This window comes from Massilia sp. P2_C2, from assembly GCF_056404615.1.
Genome location: NZ_JBFUDR010000016.1, coordinates 23,157 through 40,014, shown reverse-complemented (window position 1 = coordinate 40,014; position 16,858 = coordinate 23,157). Strand labels below are relative to the sequence as shown.

Annotated in this window: 17 protein-coding genes; 13 read left to right on the top strand and 4 right to left on the bottom strand. The window is 66.9% G+C overall.

The window, feature by feature from the left end; all coding sequences use genetic code 11:
- Positions 1-68: 68 nt before the first annotated feature.
- The 8 genes from iscA (at position 69) to AC1DYX_RS03665 (ending at position 6,390) form a co-directional block, all read left to right on the top strand.
- On the top strand, positions 69-392 hold the full coding sequence (gene iscA, locus AC1DYX_RS03700; RefSeq protein WP_477256378.1) for an iron-sulfur cluster assembly protein IscA: 324 nt from the start codon (positions 69-71) through the stop codon (positions 390-392).
- Between the two features lie 16 nt (positions 393-408).
- Positions 409-924, top strand: a complete 516-nt coding sequence (hscB, locus tag AC1DYX_RS03695; protein ID WP_477256376.1) for a Fe-S protein assembly co-chaperone HscB — start codon at positions 409-411, stop codon at positions 922-924.
- 195 nt (positions 925-1,119) lie between these two features.
- Complete coding sequence (gene hscA, locus AC1DYX_RS03690) at positions 1,120-3,024, top strand: Fe-S protein assembly chaperone HscA (RefSeq protein WP_477256374.1); 1,905 nt, start codon at positions 1,120-1,122, stop codon at positions 3,022-3,024.
- Between the two features lie 109 nt (positions 3,025-3,133).
- Positions 3,134-3,472: an ISC system 2Fe-2S type ferredoxin gene (gene fdx / locus AC1DYX_RS03685; protein ID WP_166858900.1), complete on the top strand. Its 339-nt coding sequence runs from the start codon at positions 3,134-3,136 to the stop codon at positions 3,470-3,472.
- Between the two features lie 17 nt (positions 3,473-3,489).
- Complete coding sequence (gene iscX / locus AC1DYX_RS03680; protein ID WP_477256372.1) at positions 3,490-3,684, top strand: Fe-S cluster assembly protein IscX; 195 nt, start codon at positions 3,490-3,492, stop codon at positions 3,682-3,684.
- A complete protein-coding gene (locus AC1DYX_RS03675) occupies positions 3,685-4,623 on the top strand; it encodes a class I SAM-dependent methyltransferase (RefSeq protein WP_477256370.1) in 939 nt (312 codons plus the stop codon).
- A 10-nt stretch (positions 4,624-4,633) separates the two neighbouring features.
- Positions 4,634-5,668, top strand: coding sequence for a low-specificity L-threonine aldolase (ltaE, locus tag AC1DYX_RS03670; protein WP_477256368.1), 1,035 nt, complete (start codon positions 4,634-4,636; stop codon positions 5,666-5,668).
- The gene (locus tag AC1DYX_RS03665; protein WP_477256366.1) at positions 5,665-6,390 is read left to right on the top strand and encodes an RNA pseudouridine synthase; all 726 of its coding nucleotides are present in this window, start codon (positions 5,665-5,667) and stop codon (positions 6,388-6,390) included. Before ltaE ends, AC1DYX_RS03665 begins: the two co-directional genes overlap by 4 nt.
- A 31-nt stretch (positions 6,391-6,421) precedes the next feature.
- Here AC1DYX_RS03665 and AC1DYX_RS03660 read toward each other — a convergent pair whose 3' ends face one another.
- Complete coding sequence (locus AC1DYX_RS03660; RefSeq protein WP_477256364.1) at positions 6,422-7,096, bottom strand: TetR/AcrR family transcriptional regulator; 675 nt, start codon at positions 7,094-7,096, stop codon at positions 6,422-6,424.
- Positions 7,097-7,164: 68 nt separating this feature from the next.
- On the opposite strand from AC1DYX_RS03660, the gene AC1DYX_RS03655 reads away from it, so the two are divergent.
- From AC1DYX_RS03655 to AC1DYX_RS03645, 3 genes are read left to right on the top strand one after another with little or no spacing between them, the layout of a single operon-like run.
- Positions 7,165-8,649: an efflux transporter outer membrane subunit gene (locus AC1DYX_RS03655; protein ID WP_477256363.1), complete on the top strand. Its 1,485-nt coding sequence runs from the start codon at positions 7,165-7,167 to the stop codon at positions 8,647-8,649.
- Positions 8,642-9,727 (top strand): efflux RND transporter periplasmic adaptor subunit, encoded by a 1,086-nt coding sequence (locus tag AC1DYX_RS03650; RefSeq protein WP_477256361.1) that lies wholly within the window; start codon positions 8,642-8,644, stop codon positions 9,725-9,727. The genes AC1DYX_RS03655 and AC1DYX_RS03650 overlap by 8 nt, the downstream gene beginning before the upstream one ends.
- Positions 9,728-9,730: 3 nt before the next feature.
- Positions 9,731-12,832, top strand: a complete 3,102-nt coding sequence (locus AC1DYX_RS03645; protein ID WP_477256359.1) for an efflux RND transporter permease subunit — start codon at positions 9,731-9,733, stop codon at positions 12,830-12,832.
- 16 nt (positions 12,833-12,848) lie between these two features.
- On the opposite strand, the gene AC1DYX_RS03640 is transcribed toward AC1DYX_RS03645, so the two are convergent.
- Both AC1DYX_RS03640 and AC1DYX_RS03635 read right to left on the bottom strand, forming a co-directional pair.
- Positions 12,849-14,159 (bottom strand): ATP-binding protein, encoded by a 1,311-nt coding sequence (locus AC1DYX_RS03640; RefSeq protein ID WP_477256357.1) that lies wholly within the window; start codon positions 14,157-14,159, stop codon positions 12,849-12,851.
- On the bottom strand, positions 14,156-14,899 hold the full coding sequence (locus AC1DYX_RS03635) for a response regulator (protein ID WP_477256354.1): 744 nt from the start codon (positions 14,897-14,899) through the stop codon (positions 14,156-14,158). The genes AC1DYX_RS03640 and AC1DYX_RS03635 overlap by 4 nt, the downstream gene beginning before the upstream one ends.
- 172 nt (positions 14,900-15,071) lie before the next feature.
- Between AC1DYX_RS03635 and AC1DYX_RS03630 the strand changes: the two genes are divergently transcribed.
- Positions 15,072-15,815 carry a cytochrome c biogenesis CcdA family protein gene (locus AC1DYX_RS03630; RefSeq protein ID WP_477256352.1) on the top strand — a complete coding sequence of 248 codons (744 nt, stop codon included), beginning with the start codon at positions 15,072-15,074 and terminating at the stop codon, positions 15,813-15,815.
- A gap of 64 nt (positions 15,816-15,879) precedes the next feature.
- A complete protein-coding gene (locus tag AC1DYX_RS03625; protein ID WP_477256380.1) occupies positions 15,880-16,329 on the top strand; it encodes a thioredoxin family protein in 450 nt (149 codons plus the stop codon).
- 1 nt (position 16,330) lies between these two features.
- Here the strand turns inward: AC1DYX_RS03625 and AC1DYX_RS03620 are convergent, their stop codons facing one another.
- Positions 16,331-16,855 (bottom strand): RDD family protein, encoded by a 525-nt coding sequence (locus AC1DYX_RS03620; protein WP_477256350.1) that lies wholly within the window; start codon positions 16,853-16,855, stop codon positions 16,331-16,333.
- Positions 16,856-16,858: the final 3 nt, after the last annotated feature.

Here is a 16,858-nt window from a genome sequence, read left to right as displayed (position 1 = left end):
GCACAGGGGTGCCCACCCTACGTCAAACCGAGCAATATCAGTAGCAATAGCAGAAGCTGGAGAATGAAATGGCTGTGACCCTCACCGAAAAAGCCGCAAAGCACATCAACCGTTACCTCGAACGCCGGGGCAAGGGCGTGGGCCTGCGTTTCGGCGTGCGCACGACCGGCTGCTCCGGCCTGGCCTACAAGCTGGAATATGTCGACGAAGCCAGTGCCGAAGACACTGTCTTCGAATCGCACGGCGTGAAGGTCTTCGTCGACCCGAAGAGCCTGCCGTACATCGACGGCACCGAGCTCGATTTCGCCCGCGAAGGCCTCAACGAAGGCTTCCGCTTCAACAACCCGAACGTCAAGGACAATTGCGGTTGCGGCGAAAGCTTCCGCATCTGACCGGGAGCACCGGACCGTGCAAAACCACTTCGAGCTGTTCCAGCTGCCGGCAAGGTTCGACGTCGACATGGACACGCTGGATGCCGCTTACCGCGAAGTCCAGGGCCGTGTCCATCCGGACCGCTTCGTGAACGCGAGCGATGCCGAGAAGCGCGTCGCGATGCAATGGGCCACGCGCGCCAACGAGGCCTACCAGACGCTGCGGAATCCGATGCTGCGCGCGCGCTACCTGTGCGAGCTGAATGGCACCGACCTGCAGACGGAATCGAACACGGCGATGCCGATGGACTTCCTGATGGAGCAGATGGAGCTGCGCGAAGCCTTGTCCGACGCGCGCGCCGCCAAGGATGCCGAGGCGCTCGACGAACTGGACGCGCGCGTGCGCGGCGAGCGCAAGCAGCGCCTGGCGCAGGTCGGCAAGCTGCTCGACGCCGGCGACTACAAGCAGGCGGCGCAGGGCGTGCGGGCGCTGATGTTCCTCGATAAATTCGGCGACGAATTGCATTACGCGTTCGAGGCGCTGGAGAGCTGAATATGATTGCGGCGCGACGGGTGTACTTGTCGTGCCGTCGATGGAGTTCCGTAGGGTGGGCACCCCGTGCCCACGCGAACGCCGGCAACACGTTGGCATCCGCGTGGGCACATTTCCATTTGAGCCCCCCGGCCTCAAATGCCCACCCTACGCAATTTGCGACAGTATCTAACAAGAAGATTAGGTAACACGACCATGGCACTACTGCAGATTTCCGAACCCGGCATGTCGACCGCGCCGCACCAGCACCGGCTGGCGGTGGGCATCGACCTGGGGACCACCAACTCCCTCGTCGCGACCGTGCGCCACTCGATCCCGGAAGTGCTGACCGACGAGGACGGCCGCTCGCTGCTGCCATCGATCGTGCGCTACCTGCCGAACGGCCACGCCAACATCGGCTACAAGGCCATGGCGGCCCGCACCACCGATCCGAAGAACACCATCGTCTCCGTCAAGCGCTTCATGGGCCGCGGCCTGAAGGACATCGCGCACGCCGAGAACCTGCCGTACGACTTTGTCGATGGTGGCCGCGAAGGCGGTCACGGCATGGTCCAGCTGAAGACCGTCGCCGGCGTGAAGTCGCCCGTCGAAGTCTCCGCGCAGATCCTGGCCACGTTGCGCCAGACCGCGGAAGATGCGCTCGGCGACGAACTGGTCGGCGCCGTGATCACGGTGCCCGCGTACTTCGACGACGCGCAGCGCCAGGCCACGAAGGACGCGGCCCAGCTGGCCGGCCTGAACGTGCTGCGCCTGCTGTCCGAGCCGACGGCGGCCGCCATCGCGTATGGCCTCGACCACGGCAAGGAAGGCGTCTTTGCCGTGTACGACCTGGGCGGCGGCACGTTCGACATCTCGATCCTCAAGCTGTCGAAAGGCGTGTTCGAAGTGCTGTCGACGGGCGGCGATTCCGCGCTGGGCGGCGACGACTTCGACCAGCGCCTGTTCTGCTACATCACGCAGCAGGCCGGCCTCGCGCCGCTGTCCGAGGTCGACACGGCCACGCTGATGGTCAAGGCGCGCCAGGCCAAGGAACTGCTGTCGACGAACGAAGAGACGACCGTCGAGGCGATCCTGAAGTCGGGCGAGGTCGTGCAGGTGACCGTCACCGCGAAGACCTTCGCCGAGATCACCCAGCCCCTGGTCGCGAAGACGATGAACGCCGTGCGCAAGGCCATGCGCGACGCCAACGTGTCCGTCGAGGACGTCGATGGCGTCGTGCTCGTCGGCGGCGCCACCCGCATGCCGCACATCCGCCGCGCGGTCGGCGACTTCTTCAAGACGATCCCGCACGCGAACATCGACCCGGACAAGGTCGTGGCGCTGGGCGCCGCCATCCAGGCGAACCTCCTCGCGGGCAACCGCGCGGCCGGCGACGACTGGCTGCTGCTGGACGTGATCCCGCTGTCGCTCGGCATCGAGACGATGGGCGGCCTGGTCGAGAAGATCATCCCGCGCAACTCGACGATCCCGTGCGCCCGCGCGCAGGAATTCACGACGTTCAAGGATGGCCAGACCGCACTCGCGGTGCACGTGGTGCAGGGCGAGCGCGAACTCGTGTCCGACTGCCGTTCGCTGGCGCGCTTCGAGCTGCGCGGCATCCCGCCGATGGCGGCCGGCGCGGCGCGCATCCGCGTCACGTACCAGGTCGACGCCGACGGCCTGCTGTCCGTGGCGGCGCGCGAGATGCGCTCCGGCGTGGAAGCATCGATCACCGTGAAGCCGTCGTACGGCCTCGGCGACGACGAGGTCGCGCGCATGCTGCAGGATTCGTACAACTCGGCGCAGGTCGACATGGTCGCGCGCGCGCTGCGCGAGGAACAGGTCGAGGCCGAGCGCATCCTGCTGGCCACGCAGTCCGCGCTCGACGCCGATGCCGATCTGCTGAACGACGAAGAGCGGGGCGCGATCGCGCGACTGGTGCAGGGCGTGCGCGATGCGGTGGTGCGCTCGAACGATCAGGCCATCGCCGCCGACTCGCGCCAGAACGTGCTGCACGACGCCGTGCAGGCGCTGGCTCGCGGCACCGAGGAATTCGCCGCGCGGCGCATGGACAAGAGCGTGCGCAAGGTGTTGGCCGGCAAGGCGCTGGATCAAGTCTGAGGTAGGGTGGGCTCTCCGAGCCCACGCGTAACCGCCAACACAACGCAAACGTCCGCGTGGGCACAGGGTGCCCACCCCACGTAAAAAACGAAATCTGAGAGGTCAAGAAGTGCCACAAATCGTCATCCTCCCCCATCCCGTCTTCTGCCCCGAAGGCGCCGTGCTCGAAGGCCAGAGCGGCAAGTCGATCTGCGATACGCTGCTCGAGAACGACATCGAGATCGAACACGCCTGCGACCGCGTGTGCGCCTGCACGACGTGCCACGTGATCGTGCGCGAAGGCTTCGATTCGCTGAACGAGCAGGAAGAGAAGGAAGAGGACATGCTCGACAAGGCCTGGGGCCTGGAGCCGAACTCGCGCCTGTCCTGCCAGGCCATCATCGCCGACGAGGACCTCGTCGTCGAGATCCCGAAGTACACGATCAACCACGCAGCCGAGAATCACTGAGCACGACGGAGGACACCATGAAGTGGACCGATGTCACGACCATCGCCGAGGCCTTGTATGAACAGTATCCGGACGTCGATCCGGCCACCGTGCGCTTTGTCGATCTGCACAACTGGGTCGTCGCGCTGGACGGCTTCGACGACGACCGCACGCGCGGCGGCGAACGCGTTCTGGAAGCCATCCAGGCGGCATGGATCGCTGAGGCTCGCTGAATGAGGCACGCTAAACAAGACCCCGCCGCGAAGAAGCCGGCGCCGACGATCTACGAACAGGCCCCGGAAATCAAACCGGGCCAGTCGATCGAACTGCTGAAGGAACTGCACATCCTCACGCGCGACGGCAAACTGAACCAGGACAGCCGCCGCAAGCTCAAGCAGGTCTATCACCTCGTGCAGTTCATCGAGCCGCTGCTCAAGGACGTCGAGGCGCACAAGAACGGCGAGGGCGCGACGGTGGTCGACCACGGCGCCGGCAAGTCCTACCTCGGCTTCATTTTGTACGACCTGTTCTTCAAGGGACGCGAAAATGGGGAACCGGGCGGCGGCCATATCTACGGCATCGAGACGCGCGAGGAACTCGTGCAGAAGTCGACCGAGCTGGCACAACGCCTGGGCTTTCCCGGCATGTCGTTCCTGAATTTGTCCGTCGCGGAATCGACCGAATCCGGCAAGCTGCCGGCCACGGTCGACGTGGTGACGGCGCTGCACGCCTGTAACACGGCGACGGACGACGCCATCGATTTCGCGCTGAAGAAGCAGGCGAAGCACATCGTGCTGGTGCCGTGCTGCCAGGCCGAAGTCGCAACGGTGCTGCGCAAGAACAAGGGCCGCGACCTGGGCCGCAACGCGCTCACGGAAATCTGGCGCCACCCGATCCACACGCGCGAATTCGGCAGCCAGATCACGAACGTCCTGCGCTGCCTGCAGCTGGAGGCGCACGGCTACCAGGTCACCGTGACGGAGCTGGTGGGCTGGGAACACTCGATGAAGAACGAGTTGATCATCGCCACCTATAAAAACCTGCCGCGCCGGCGGCCGGCCGAGCGCCTGCATCAGGTGCTGGCCGAAGTCGGCCTCGAAGAATTGTCATCCCGCTTCTACTCGGGCCAACCGGCGCCACAAGCGCACGCGGCCGAATCGACCACCCCTTGATTCCCCCAACATGAGCGACCACCACGACCACTGGATCGACCTGCGCAGCGACACCGTCACCCAACCTTCCGCCGCGATGCGCGCCGCGATGGCGGCGGCGCCCGTCGGCGACGACGTGTATGCCGACGACCCCACCGTCAACCGCCTGCAGGACTACGCGGCCGAGCTGTTCGGCTTCGAAGCGGGCCTGTTCGCGCCGAGCGGAACGCAGACGAACCTGATTGCGCTGATGACGCATTGCGGCCGCGGCGACGAATACCTCGTGGGCCAGGAAGCGCACACCTACAAGTACGAAGGCGGCGGCGCGGCCGTGCTGGGGTCGATCCAGCCGCAGCCGATCGTCAACCAGCCGGACGGCTCGATTGCCATTAGCGACATTGCCGCGTACATCAAGCCGGACGACATGCACTTCGCGCGCACCCGCGTGCTGGCGCTGGAAAACACGATCGGCGGCCGCGTGCTGCCGCAGGACTACGTGAAAGCGGCGACGGATTTCGCGCACGCGAAGGGCCTCGCCACGCACCTGGACGGCGCCCGCGTCTGCAATGCCGCCGTCAGGCAGGGCATCTCGCTGCGCGCCGCGGCGGCCGGCTTCGACACCATGTCCGTGTGCCTGTCGAAGGGCCTCGGCGCGCCGGTCGGTTCCGTGCTGCTCGGCCCGAAGGCGTTCATCGAGCAGGGTAGGCGCTGGCGTAAGATGCTGGGCGGCGGCATGCGCCAGGCCGGCGTGATCGCGGCCGCCGCGCACTACGCGCTGGAGCACAACGTCGAGCGACTGGCCGAGGACCACCAGAATGCGGCCGATCTTTCCGCCGGGCTCGCGCGCATCGACGCGCTGACAGTGACGACGCCGCAGACGAACATCTTCTACGTCGAGATCCCGGATGCCGCGTGCGCACCCCTGAGCGAGGCGCTGGCACGCCAGGGCATCCGCGTCTCGATCGCTCCGCACACGCGCCTCGTGACGCACCTGGACGTCTCAAGCGCCGACGTGAAAAAGACCGTCGCCGCATTCGCAAGCTTCTTCAAGGACTGGCGCGCATGAACGGTTCCGCACACGATGGCGGCGGCATCCGCCTTGCCAAACGCGTGGCCGAAGCCGTGCCATGCTCGCGCGGCGAGGCCGAGCGCTACATCGCGGGCGGCTGGGTGACGGTCGACGGTGTCGTCGTCGAAGACCCGGCCACGCGCGTGACGTCGGCGCAGGCCGTGGCGCTGCTGCCCGGCGCGGAGCCGGTCGAACCGGCGCCGGTGACCATCCTGCTGCACAAGCCGGCCGGCATCGACGCGGCCGGCGCGCTGGCGCTGATCGGGCCCGAGACATTGGCCGCGAGCGCGCACGCACGCTTCCTGCGCCGGCACCTGGCCCGGCTGACCGTCGTCACCCCGCTGGAACCGGAAGCGAGCGGTCTGCTCGTGCTGAGCCAGGACTGGCGCGTGACGCGCCGCCTCGTCGAGGACGCCGGCCGCATCGAGCAGGAATACGTGGCCGAGGTGACCGGGGCCATTGCCGACGATGGCGTGGCGCGCCTGAACGCGGCCATGCGCGTGCAGGGCAGGACGACGGCGCCGCTGAAGGCGAGCTGGCAGAGCGAGGCGCGGCTGCGCCTGGCCGGCAAGGATATCCGGCCGGGGCAGGTCGAGGCCATGTGCGTCGAGGTCGGATTGACCGTCAAGTCGCTGCGCCGGTTGCGTATCGGACGCGTGGCGCTCGGCCAGCTCGCGAACGGGCGCTGGCGCTATCTGCACGAGACGGAACGGTTCTGATCTCAGCTTGCGCGGCTGAGCAGCTCAGGCTTCAGTCCGGCCGGTAAGCGCGCATGAAGGTGTCCACCGCGCGCGCCGCAGTTGCCGCGGCTCGCGCATCGTCGAGCTGGGGCAAAGCGTTCATCAGGCCGCGCTCTTCCAGTTCACAGTCGAGCAGCCCACGGAACTGGGCTGCCGCGACATGGGGATCCGCCATGCGCAGTTTCCCCGCTTTCATCACGCCTTCGAAGTAACGGGCGACCAATTTCATGCCCTTGCCGGGGCCATTCTCATAGAAGGTCCTACCCACTTCGGGATTGTTGCCCGAGGCGGCAATCACCATCCGCCGTATTGCGAATTTCTGCGGCGTGAAGAAGGTCCTGATGACCCGCTCGCCGAAGCCCCGCAGGGTCACCTCGACTTCCTGGTCGGGATCCAACAGGGCCAATACTTCGATTGCGTCGGGCGGCAGACCCGAGCCCATTGCCGTACAGGGTTGCTGTGAAAAAAGGTCGGCAAGTTGGCCGCCGTGTTCCTGGGCAGATCGCGATACCAGCTCGGCGAACAGCGCTTCTTTTGAGTCGAAGTAGCGGTACAAAGTCGCTTTCGAGCCCCCGACCCGCGCGGTAATTTCCGACATGGTCGCTTGCTCGAAGCCCACTTCTTCGAATACCGCCTTGGCGGCTGCCAGGATGGCCTCGCGCCGGGCCTCGGTCTTTGTTTTCACGTTGAGAGCATCTTTTCGAAACCAATAAGTACAGTTTTGCTTGACAGGTGGAAAATGTCAAGTCTAGTATGTACTGTACCGTTCAGTTTCGTTTTGAAAAAATGCATCCAAACACTTCTTCTCCACAGCCTGTCTGGGCTATTTTTACGACGCTGGGATGTGCTGCCGCGCTGGGCCTGGCGGGTTGCGCGTTGCAGCCGGACTATGCACCGCCGGCCCTCGCGGGGCCAGTCACATGGTCCGCGCCTTCCGCACAGCCCGGCAATACGATGAACGGCGAATGGTGGCGGGCCTTGCATGACCCGGCCATCAATGCGCTCGCCGACACGGCGTTTGCCGATAACCCGACGCTGGCCCAGGCAGTGGCCCGTCTCGATGAGGCGAGGGCCACGCTCGGCGTCGACATTGCAGCCAGGGCGCCCACGATGACCGCCGGCGCGGGCGTCACCCGGACGCAAAGCGCGTCCACAGGCGTGCCCGGCGCAACGTCGCGAAGCACCACAGCCAACGCCGGCCCTTCGCTTGAATGGGAAGTCGATCTGTTCGGGCGCGTCCGCAATTCGGTACGGGCCGCGCAGGACCGCATGGATGCCCGCACGGCGGATGCCGCCGAAGCGCGTCTGATACTCGCCGGCGATGTGGTCGACGGGGTGTTGTCGCTGCGCGCCTGCGAAAACGCGCGTGCCGTACTCGTGGACGACATCGCATCACGCGAACAGACACTGGCGCTGACCCGGCGCAGGATCGCCACCGGCTTTGCGGCGCCGGTCGACGAAGCGCGCGCGATGTCGGGCATCGCCGCCGTGCGTACCAATCTGGCGTCCCAGCAGGAGCAGTGCACCCGGCAGGTGAACGCGCTGGTGGCCTTGAGCGGCAAGGATGCGGGCGCGGTGCGTCGACTGGTCGGCGCAAACGGCGCTGCCGTGGCGACCATGCCGCAAGCGCCTGCCACCGTACCGGCGCTGCCGGCCGCAGTCCTGGCCAGCCACCCCAACGTCGTTTCCGCCGACCGGGAAGCTGCCGCGGCGTGGGCGGACATCGCCGTGGCGCGCGCCAACCGGTTGCCGCGCCTGGACGTCGCGGCCGTTTTGACGGGGCAATGGATACGCGCCGCCGGATCGACGCTGGATTTCACCACCTGGTCCGTTGGCCCGAGCCTCGCCGGCACGCTGTTCGACGGCGGCGCCGGTGCGGCCAACGTCAGCGCGGCCGAAGCACGCTACCGGCACGCCGCGGCGAGCCTGCAAGGCACGCTGCGCTCCACGGTGCAGGACGTGGAAAACGCACTGGCAGCACAGGCTTCCGCCCAGGCGCGCATCGACTCGACGCGCGCAGCGGCTTCCGCCGCCCGCATCACGTTGGATGCGACGGAGGCTCAATGGAAAGCAGGCTCCGTCAACCTGTTCGAACTTGAAGACAGCCGCCGCCAGTTCGCGTCGGCCCAGGACGCAGAAATTTCCGCGCGCCGCGACCATGCCCAGGCATGGGTCGCACTGGTCAAAGCCACCGGCGGCGCCATCACCCCGACTTCGGAGCCCATGAATCATGAATAAGCTTTTCGCCTCTGCCTCGGCCGCACTGGGGCCCAAGACCGTCATCGCAGGTGCCGTATTGGCGCTGGCCGTGTCCAGTACCCTGATCATCTGCACCACGTCGGAAGCGACTCCCGTACGAGGCCAGCCTGCGGCGGCATTGACGGTCACCGTGGCCGCCGCCGCGCGCGCCGAGTGGCCGGCGACGCTGGAAGCCAGCGGCGCCATCGCCCCGTGGCAGGAAGCCGTCGTCGGCACGCAGGTATCCGGCCTGCGCCTGACGGAAATCCGCGTCAACGTGGGCGACCATGTCAAACGCGGGCAAGTGCTGGCCGTGTTCGACGCGGATCTGCTGCGCGCCGATGAAGCGCGGCTCAAGGCCAGCTGGCAGCAGGCCGAGGCCAATCGCCAGCGCGCGCTCCAGCTCAAGGGATCAGGCGGTATCAGCGAGCAGGACGTGCTCCAATACGTGACCCAGGCCGACGTGGCCAAGGCCCAGCTGCAAACTACGCAGCTGCAACTGCGATACGCGCAGATTGCCGCGCCTGACGACGGTGTCATCAGTGCGCGCGGCGCCACCGTGGGTGCCGTCTACAGCAGCGGCCAGGAACTGTTTCGCATGATCCGCCAGGACCGCCTCGAGTGGCGCGGCGAACTGACGGCGGCTCAGTTGGCACAAATAAGAACGGGTCAACGCGTCACGCTGGCGTTACCGGACGGCACCACCGCGCTGGCCAAGGTGCGCCAACTGGCGCCCGGCCTCGATGGGCAAACCCGCCTCGGCATCGTCTACGCGGACATCGATCCAGGCAGCGCAGCCCGTGCCGGCATGTACGCCAATGGCAGTGTCGTGCTGGCGCAAAGCCCGGCGGTTACCGTGCCCGCAGCCAGCGTGGTCATTCGCGATGGACGCAGTTATGTGCTGAAGATGGCCGGCGCCGACAAGGTTGCGTTGCAAGCCGTTACGACGGGGCGGCGCCATGGCGAGTCGGTGGAAATCGTATCGGGCCTCGGCGCAGGCGACAAGGTGGTCGCGCAGGGGGCGGGCTTCCTCAACGATGGCGACGTGGTGCGGGTGGCTGCCGCCGCGAAGGAGTAATCCATGAACTTTGCTACCTGGTCGATCCGGAACCCGGTTCCGGCCATCCTGCTCTTTATCCTGCTGTCGCTGGCAGGCTTGTTCGGCTTCCGCCAGTTGCCCGTTGCGAACCTGCCTGACCTGGACCTGCCGTCGATTACCATTTCACTCACCCAGCCGGGCGCCGCGCCTGCGCAGCTGGAAAACGAGGTCGCACGCAAGGTCGAGAATTCACTGGCTACCCTGTCCGGCATCAAACATATCAGCACCTCCATCACGGATGGGCAGGTCAACATCATCGTGGAATTCATCCTCGAGAAAAAGCTCTCCGATGCGCTGATCGAGGCGAAGGATGCCGTGGACCGCGTGCGTTCCGACTTGCCGACCGACCTGCAGCAACCTTCCATCAGCGCGGTGCGTGTCGGTGGCGAGGCGACCTTGCTCTATGCTGTCTCTTCTCCGCGCCTGGAAGAAGAAGCCCTGTCCTGGTTCGTGGACGATACGGTGAGCAAGACCGTGCTTGGCCTGCCGGGCATCGGCAAGTTCGAACGCGTCGGCGGCGTGCAGCGCCAGGTACGGGTGGAAGTCGATCCGGTGCGGCTGGCGGCAGTCGGCGCCACGGCGGCCGATGTATCGCGCGCTCTCAAAACGGTGGAGCAGGAATCGTCGGGTGGCCGCAGCCAGTTGTCCGGTACCGAACAGGCGGTGCGCACCATCGCTACCATTCGCCAGGCACGGGAGCTGGACAGCCTGCCCATCGTACTCAACGACGGGCGCCGTATCAACCTCGATCAGGTCGCCACCGTCACGGACACCTATGCGGAGCGCAGCCAGATCGCCCTGCTGGATGGCAAACGGGCGGTAGGCTTCAAGATCTACCGGGCCAAAGGCTTCGATGAAACCCGTATCGGCACCGCGGTGGCGGCGGCGCTGGCCAAGCTGCAGTCCGGCGACCCCTCGCTGAAGTTCACCAGGATCTCGGGCACGGTGGATTACACGCAGGAGCAATTCGAGGGTTCCATGCACATGCTGTACGAGGGGGCAGTCCTCGCCGTGCTGGTGGTGTGGTGGTTCCTGCGCGACTGGCGCGCGACGCTGATCTCCGCGTCGGCGCTGCCCCTGTCCATCCTGCCCACGTTCGCGGCCATGCACTGGCTGGGCTATTCGCTCAACACGCTGACCCTGCTTGCGCTGGCGGTGATCGTCGGCATCCTGGTGGACGATGCCATCGTCGAGATCGAGAACATCGAGCGCCATGCGCGGATGGGTAAGCCCATCAGGCAAGCGGCCGGCGATGCGGTTACCGAGATCGCGCTGGCGGTGATGGCGACGACGATGACGCTCGTGGTGGTGTTCATGCCTACGGCCATGATGAGCGGCATTCCGGGCCTGTTCTTCAAGCAGTTCGGTTGGACGGCGGTGGTGGCGGTGCTGTCGTCGCTKCTTGTTGCGCGCGTGTTGACGCCGATGATGGCGGCCTATCTGCTCAAGACCCATCCGAAGGAAGCGGAAAGCGACGGCGTGCTGATGACCCGCTACATGGGCTGGGTACGCTGGTGCCTGCAGCATCGCCGCGCGACGCTGGGCGCTGCGGTACTGGTCTTCGTTGCCTCGGTCTCGCTGGTCCCGTTGCTCAAGACCGGCCTGATGCCGGCTTCCGACAAAGGCTACACCAGCATCAAAGTCGAACTGCCGCCGGGCAGCAGCCTGGCCGCCACGGAGCATGCGGCCGAAGCGGCGCGCCACGCCATCGAGGGTGTCAAGGGTATCGAGCATGTGATGAGCATGGTGGGCGCGGTCCAGGCTGCAAGCAACGGCGCAACGCAAGCGGGCGAAGTGCGTGCGGCGACCATGACGCTGGTGCTCGCACCGCGCGGCACGCGGCCGGACCAGACCAGTATCGAAAACGAAGTGCGGCGCGCGTTGGTGGCAGTGCCGGGCGCGCGCTTCTCGCTGGGTGTGGGTGGTCCGGGCGAAAAGATGTCGTTGATTCTCGCCAGTGACGATACTGCTGCGCTCAAGGCCACGGCCCAGGCGTTGGAACGCCAGCTGCGGGGCGTGGCCGGCCTTGCGAACATCACGTCCACGGCCAGTCTGGAGCGGCCTGAGATTATCGTGCGGCCCGATGCGCAACGCGCGGCGGAGCAGGGTGTCGCCACCTCCGTCATCGGCGAAACGGTGCGCATCGCCACCAACGGCGATTTCGATGCCCAGATGGCCAAGCTCAACCTGGACAATCGGCAAGTCGCGATCCAGGTACGCATTCCCGATGCGGCGCGCCAGCGGCTGGACGTCGTCGCCAACTTGCGCGTCCACGGCCGCAATGGTCTGGTGCCGCTGGCGAGCGTCGCAACGCTGTCGATGGAAAGCGGGCCTTCGCAGGTCGACCGCTACGACAGGCGCCGTTATGTGACCGTGACAGCGGACCTGGGCGGCATGCCGCTGGGCGAAGCATTGGCCGCGGCCAAGGCCCTGCCGGCAGCGCAAGCCATGCCGTCCAGCGTGAAACTGATCGAGACCGGCGATGCGGAAATCATGGTGGAGCTGATGGGCGGTTTCGGCATGGCCATCGTCATCGGCCTGCTCTGCGTGTTCTGCGTGCTGGTGCTGCTGTTCCACGACTTCTTCCAGCCCCTGACGATCCTGTCGGCGGTGCCGCTCTCGCTGGGCGGCGCCTTCGTCGCCCTGCTGGTGAGCAAGGGCATGCTCAGTATTCCATCCATGATCGGACTCGTCATGCTGATGGGCATCGTCACCAAGAATTCCATCCTGCTGGTGGAGTACGCAGTGGTGGGGATCAAGGAACGAGGACTGTCGGTACGCGACGCGCTGCTCGACGCTTGCCACAAACGCGCGCGTCCGATCGTCATGACCACCGTCGCGATGATCGCCGGCATGTTGCCCATCGCGCTGGGCCTGGGCGCCGACGCCAGTTTCCGCCAGCCGATGGCGATTGCCGTGATCGGCGGGCTGGTGACGTCCACGGCCCTCAGCCTGCTCGTCGTTCCGGTGGCCTTCACCTATGTCGACGGGATGGAACGGCGCCTGTACGGACTGTTCGGCCGCAAGAATCCGCATCCCGACGTGGTGGCTGAGGACTTGGAGAACGAGGTCGCGCAGGCTTGAGAGCTTAAGAGAAGCCTTACGACAGCGTCAGGCGTGCCTCCAGCCCGCCTTCGGGCCGGTTGTGCAGCGTAAGCGTCCCGCCCAAACTCCCCGCCAGCTGGCGCGCGATGGCCAGCCCGAGCCCCGTCCCGCCCGTGTCCCGGTTGCGTGACGCCTCCAGCCGGAAGAACGGCTCGAACACGGCTTCCAGCTGATCGGCCGGGATGCCCGGCCCGTCGTCCAGCACGCGCACGAGCACCGCGCCCTGGCTGTCGTGGCCCGCGACGATCGTCGCGCTGCACCCGAATTTCAGCGCGTTGTCGACGAGGTTGCCGACAATGCGCCGCAGCGCCTTCGGCCGCGTCTGCACCGGCTTGCCGATGCAGCCTTCCAGGTTCACGGCGCTGCCGGCGTCGCGGTAGTCCAGCACGAGGCTGTCGAGTTGCGCGTCGAGGTCGATCGCGCGCGCCGGCTCGCGTTCGCCGTGCATGGCGCGCGCATAGCCGATGCCGTCCTTCACGAGGCCCTGCAATTCGTCGAGGTCGGCGCGCAGTCGCGGCTGCTGGGGTTCGTCGTCCATCATGTCCACGCGCAGGCGCATGCGCGTGATCGGGGTCTGCAGGTCGTGCGAGATGGCGGCGAGGATCCGGACGCGCTCGTCGACGTAGGCGGCGATGCGGCGCTGCATGGCGTTGAACGCGCGCGCCGAGCGCAGGACTTCGGACGGACCGCGTTCGGGCAGCTCGACGGGACGGAGGTCCGGGCCGAGCGCATCGGCCGCCTCGGCCAGCACGCGCAGCGGCCGCACGGCCTGGCGTACCGCGAACCAGCAGCATGCCGCGAGGATCGCCAGCTGCGCCGCCAGCACGTAAGGCAGCCACGGCGACAGCGGCACGCCGCGCATCGGCTTCACGTCGATGGTCAGCGGCGACCCATCCGACAGGCGCAGGTGCACCTGCATGCGCTCGCCCTCGCCGAGACCGTTCACGGTCAGGGGATAGCTGCGGCCGATGCCTTGCGCGATCGAGGCTGCGATCTGTTCCGCCAGTTTCTCGTCCGGCATCGTGCMGGCCGTCTGGCCCGGACCGAGGATGAATCGGTAGCTGCGCCGCGCCAGCCGCGGCAGCCAGGCCGGACGCTCGTTGGCCGGCAGCAGGTCGAGCAGGGCGACGGAGCTGGCGACCTCGCTTTCCACATAGCCCATCATCAGCTGCGTGGTCGCCTGGTCGCGTTCCGTGAACGTGAGCGCCACGGACACCCCCTGCGCCAGCGCGAGTCCAGCGAACAGGATCAGCGCCAGGCGCGCGTACAGGCTGCGCGGCCACCACCCGGGTCGCGCTTCGTTCATGCCGTCCTGCCTTCGAGGATCGTCACCTCGGCCGAGAACACATAGCCTTCGTTGCGCAGGGTCTTGATGTAGCGGGGCTCGCGCGCGCCGTCGCCCAGGCGCTGGCGCAGTCGGCTCACGAGCAGGTCGATCGAGCGGTCGAAGAATTCGGCGTCGTTGCCGTGCGTGAGGCCCATCAGCTGGTCGCGCGACAGCACGCGCTGCGGATGGTCGAGGAACACGCGCAGCAGGCGGTATTCCGCGCCGCTCATCGCGACCTCGACGCCGTCGGCATCGAGCAGGTGGCGGCCGACGGTGTCCAGGCGCCAGTCGCCGAATGCGATCAGCTTCGCCGCTTCCGTCACTTGCAGGTTCGGCGGCAGCATGCGCGTGCGGCGCAGCACGGCGCGGATGCGGGCCAGCAGTTCGCGCACGGCGAAGGGCTTGGGCACGTAGTCGTCAGCGCCCAGTTCCAGCCCGACGACGCGGTCGGTCTCGTCGTCGCGCGCCGTCAGCATCACGATCGGGATCGCGCGGTGCTTCCCGGCGCGCAGTTCGCGGCACAGCGTGAGGCCGTCTTCGCCCGGCATCATGATGTCGAGCAGGATCAGGTCGGGCGTCCCCTGCATCAGCGCGTTCTTCATCTCGCGGCCGTTGGCGGCCAGGGTCACGCGCAGGCCCTGCTTTTCCAGGTAGGCGCCGACCAGTTCGCGGATGCCGCGGTCGTCGTCGACGACCAGTACGTGGTCGGCCTCGTCCATCATCTCTCCTTCGGTGGTTGCGTGGCTACTTTAGCGCGGTGCATCGGCGTCATTATGTCCGAATGTGTCGAGTCCGGGCCAGGACATATCGGCCGACAAAAACGCACCGGCCGGACACATGGCGCACACATCGCGGGCGTCCAATGGAGCTATCCCAGACACAGGAGGTTCCATGTCCGCCGCGATCGCATCTCCGCTCGCCTTCCTTGCCGGCCTCGCCACGGTCGCGTCGCCGTGCGTGCYGCCCGTGCTGCCGTTCCTGCTCGGGGCGAGTGTCGAGCGGCCGGCGAACCGGCGGCCGGCGAACCGGCGGCCGGCGAACCGGCGGCCGGCGAACCGGCGGCCGCTGCTGATCGTCGCCGGGTTCGTGCTGTCGTTCTCGGCGTTCGCACTGGCGCTGGGCGCCGTCTCCGCCACGGCGCAGCTGGCGCAGGAAACGCTGCGCAATGGCGCCATTTTGCTGCTGGGCGTCTCCGGCCTGTTGCGCATCTGGCCGCGGCCGTGGGACCTGCTCGTCGAACGCGTGCGGCCCATGCTGGCCCGGCTGCGCGGCGGGCGGACCGACGCTGTACCTCGCGAGAGCGGCGCATTCGTGCTGGGCCTGTCGCTGGGCGCCGTGTGGACGCCGTGCGCCGGTCCCGTGCTCGCCGCCATCCTCGCCCTCGTCGTGCAGGCCCACGATCCGGCACGGGCCGCGCAACTGATCGGCCTGTATGCGCTCGGGGCGGCGCTGCCGATGCTGGCGCTGATCCAGGGCGGCCAGTTGTTTGTGCGGCGCGTGCGCGGCGTGGCCCGCCATGCCATGGCCCTGCAGCGCGCCTTCGGCGTGCTCGTGCTGGCCAGCGCGGCTGCGATCTGGTTCCAGGTCGATACGCAGCTCGCCGCCCACCTTCCCTCCATTTTCCCAACCCTGTAAGGAGTCTTTCGTGAACCACGCCATCCGTTCCCTCGCCGCCGCTTTTGCCCTCGCCGCCGCCGGCATGAGCGCGCACGCCGCCCCCGCGCCCGATTTCGTGGGCATCGATAACTGGATCAACAGCGCGCCCCTGTCGATGCAGCAGTTGCGCGGCAAGGTGGTGCTCGTTGATTTCTGGACGTACGACTGCATCAACTGCCAGCACGTGCTGCCGTACGTGAAAGGCTGGCACCAGAAGTACAAGGACCAGGGCCTGGTCGTCGTCGGGGTGCACACGCCGGAATACGGTTTCGAGCGCAACCTGAACAACCTCAAGACGGCCGTGCAGCGCAACGGGATAACGTTCCCGGTCGCGCAGGACAACCGGTATGCCACCTGGACGGCGTACAACAACCAGTTCTGGCCCGCGTTCTACCTCGTCGATAAAAAAGGCGAGGTCGTGTACACGCACTTCGGCGAGGGAGATTATGCGCAGACCGAGGCGACGATCCGCAAGCTGCTGGCGCAGCAGTGATTCAGGAAGCTTGTGCGGACGCGGCCTGGGCGTTGCGCTTCGGCAGCGCCACGACGCGCGTGCCGGCCAGGCGGTCGTGCAGGAACTGGCGGTCGCGGTCGAGGAAGGCCGTCAGGCCCCAGGCCAGCACGCCCACGGCGACGGCGGCGCCGATCGCGCCCTTGCTCTTCAGGCCGAGCAAGGCGCAGGCGAGGAGGGCCGGCAGGAACCAGCCCCAGGCCAGCAGATAGCGCAGCGCGGCCGTGCGCAGCGGCACGCGTTCGTAGCCGGCGGTCAGGACGTGCATGCGCCACGTCTTCATCGCCAGCGTGTGGCCGCTGTTGGTCCAGGCGTAGATGAAATAGGCGCCCGTGACGAGGAACAGGTAGACCTTCAGGCCGTACTGGAACACAGGCCCTCCCCCTCCTTGGTTGTTGCGCGTGACGAGGAGGTAGAGCGCGACCGCCAGCATCTCGACCGCCAGCAGCAGAAAGGTCTCGTAGACCATCGCGAGGATGCGGCGCTTGATGCTGGGCGTCTCGTGCATGCA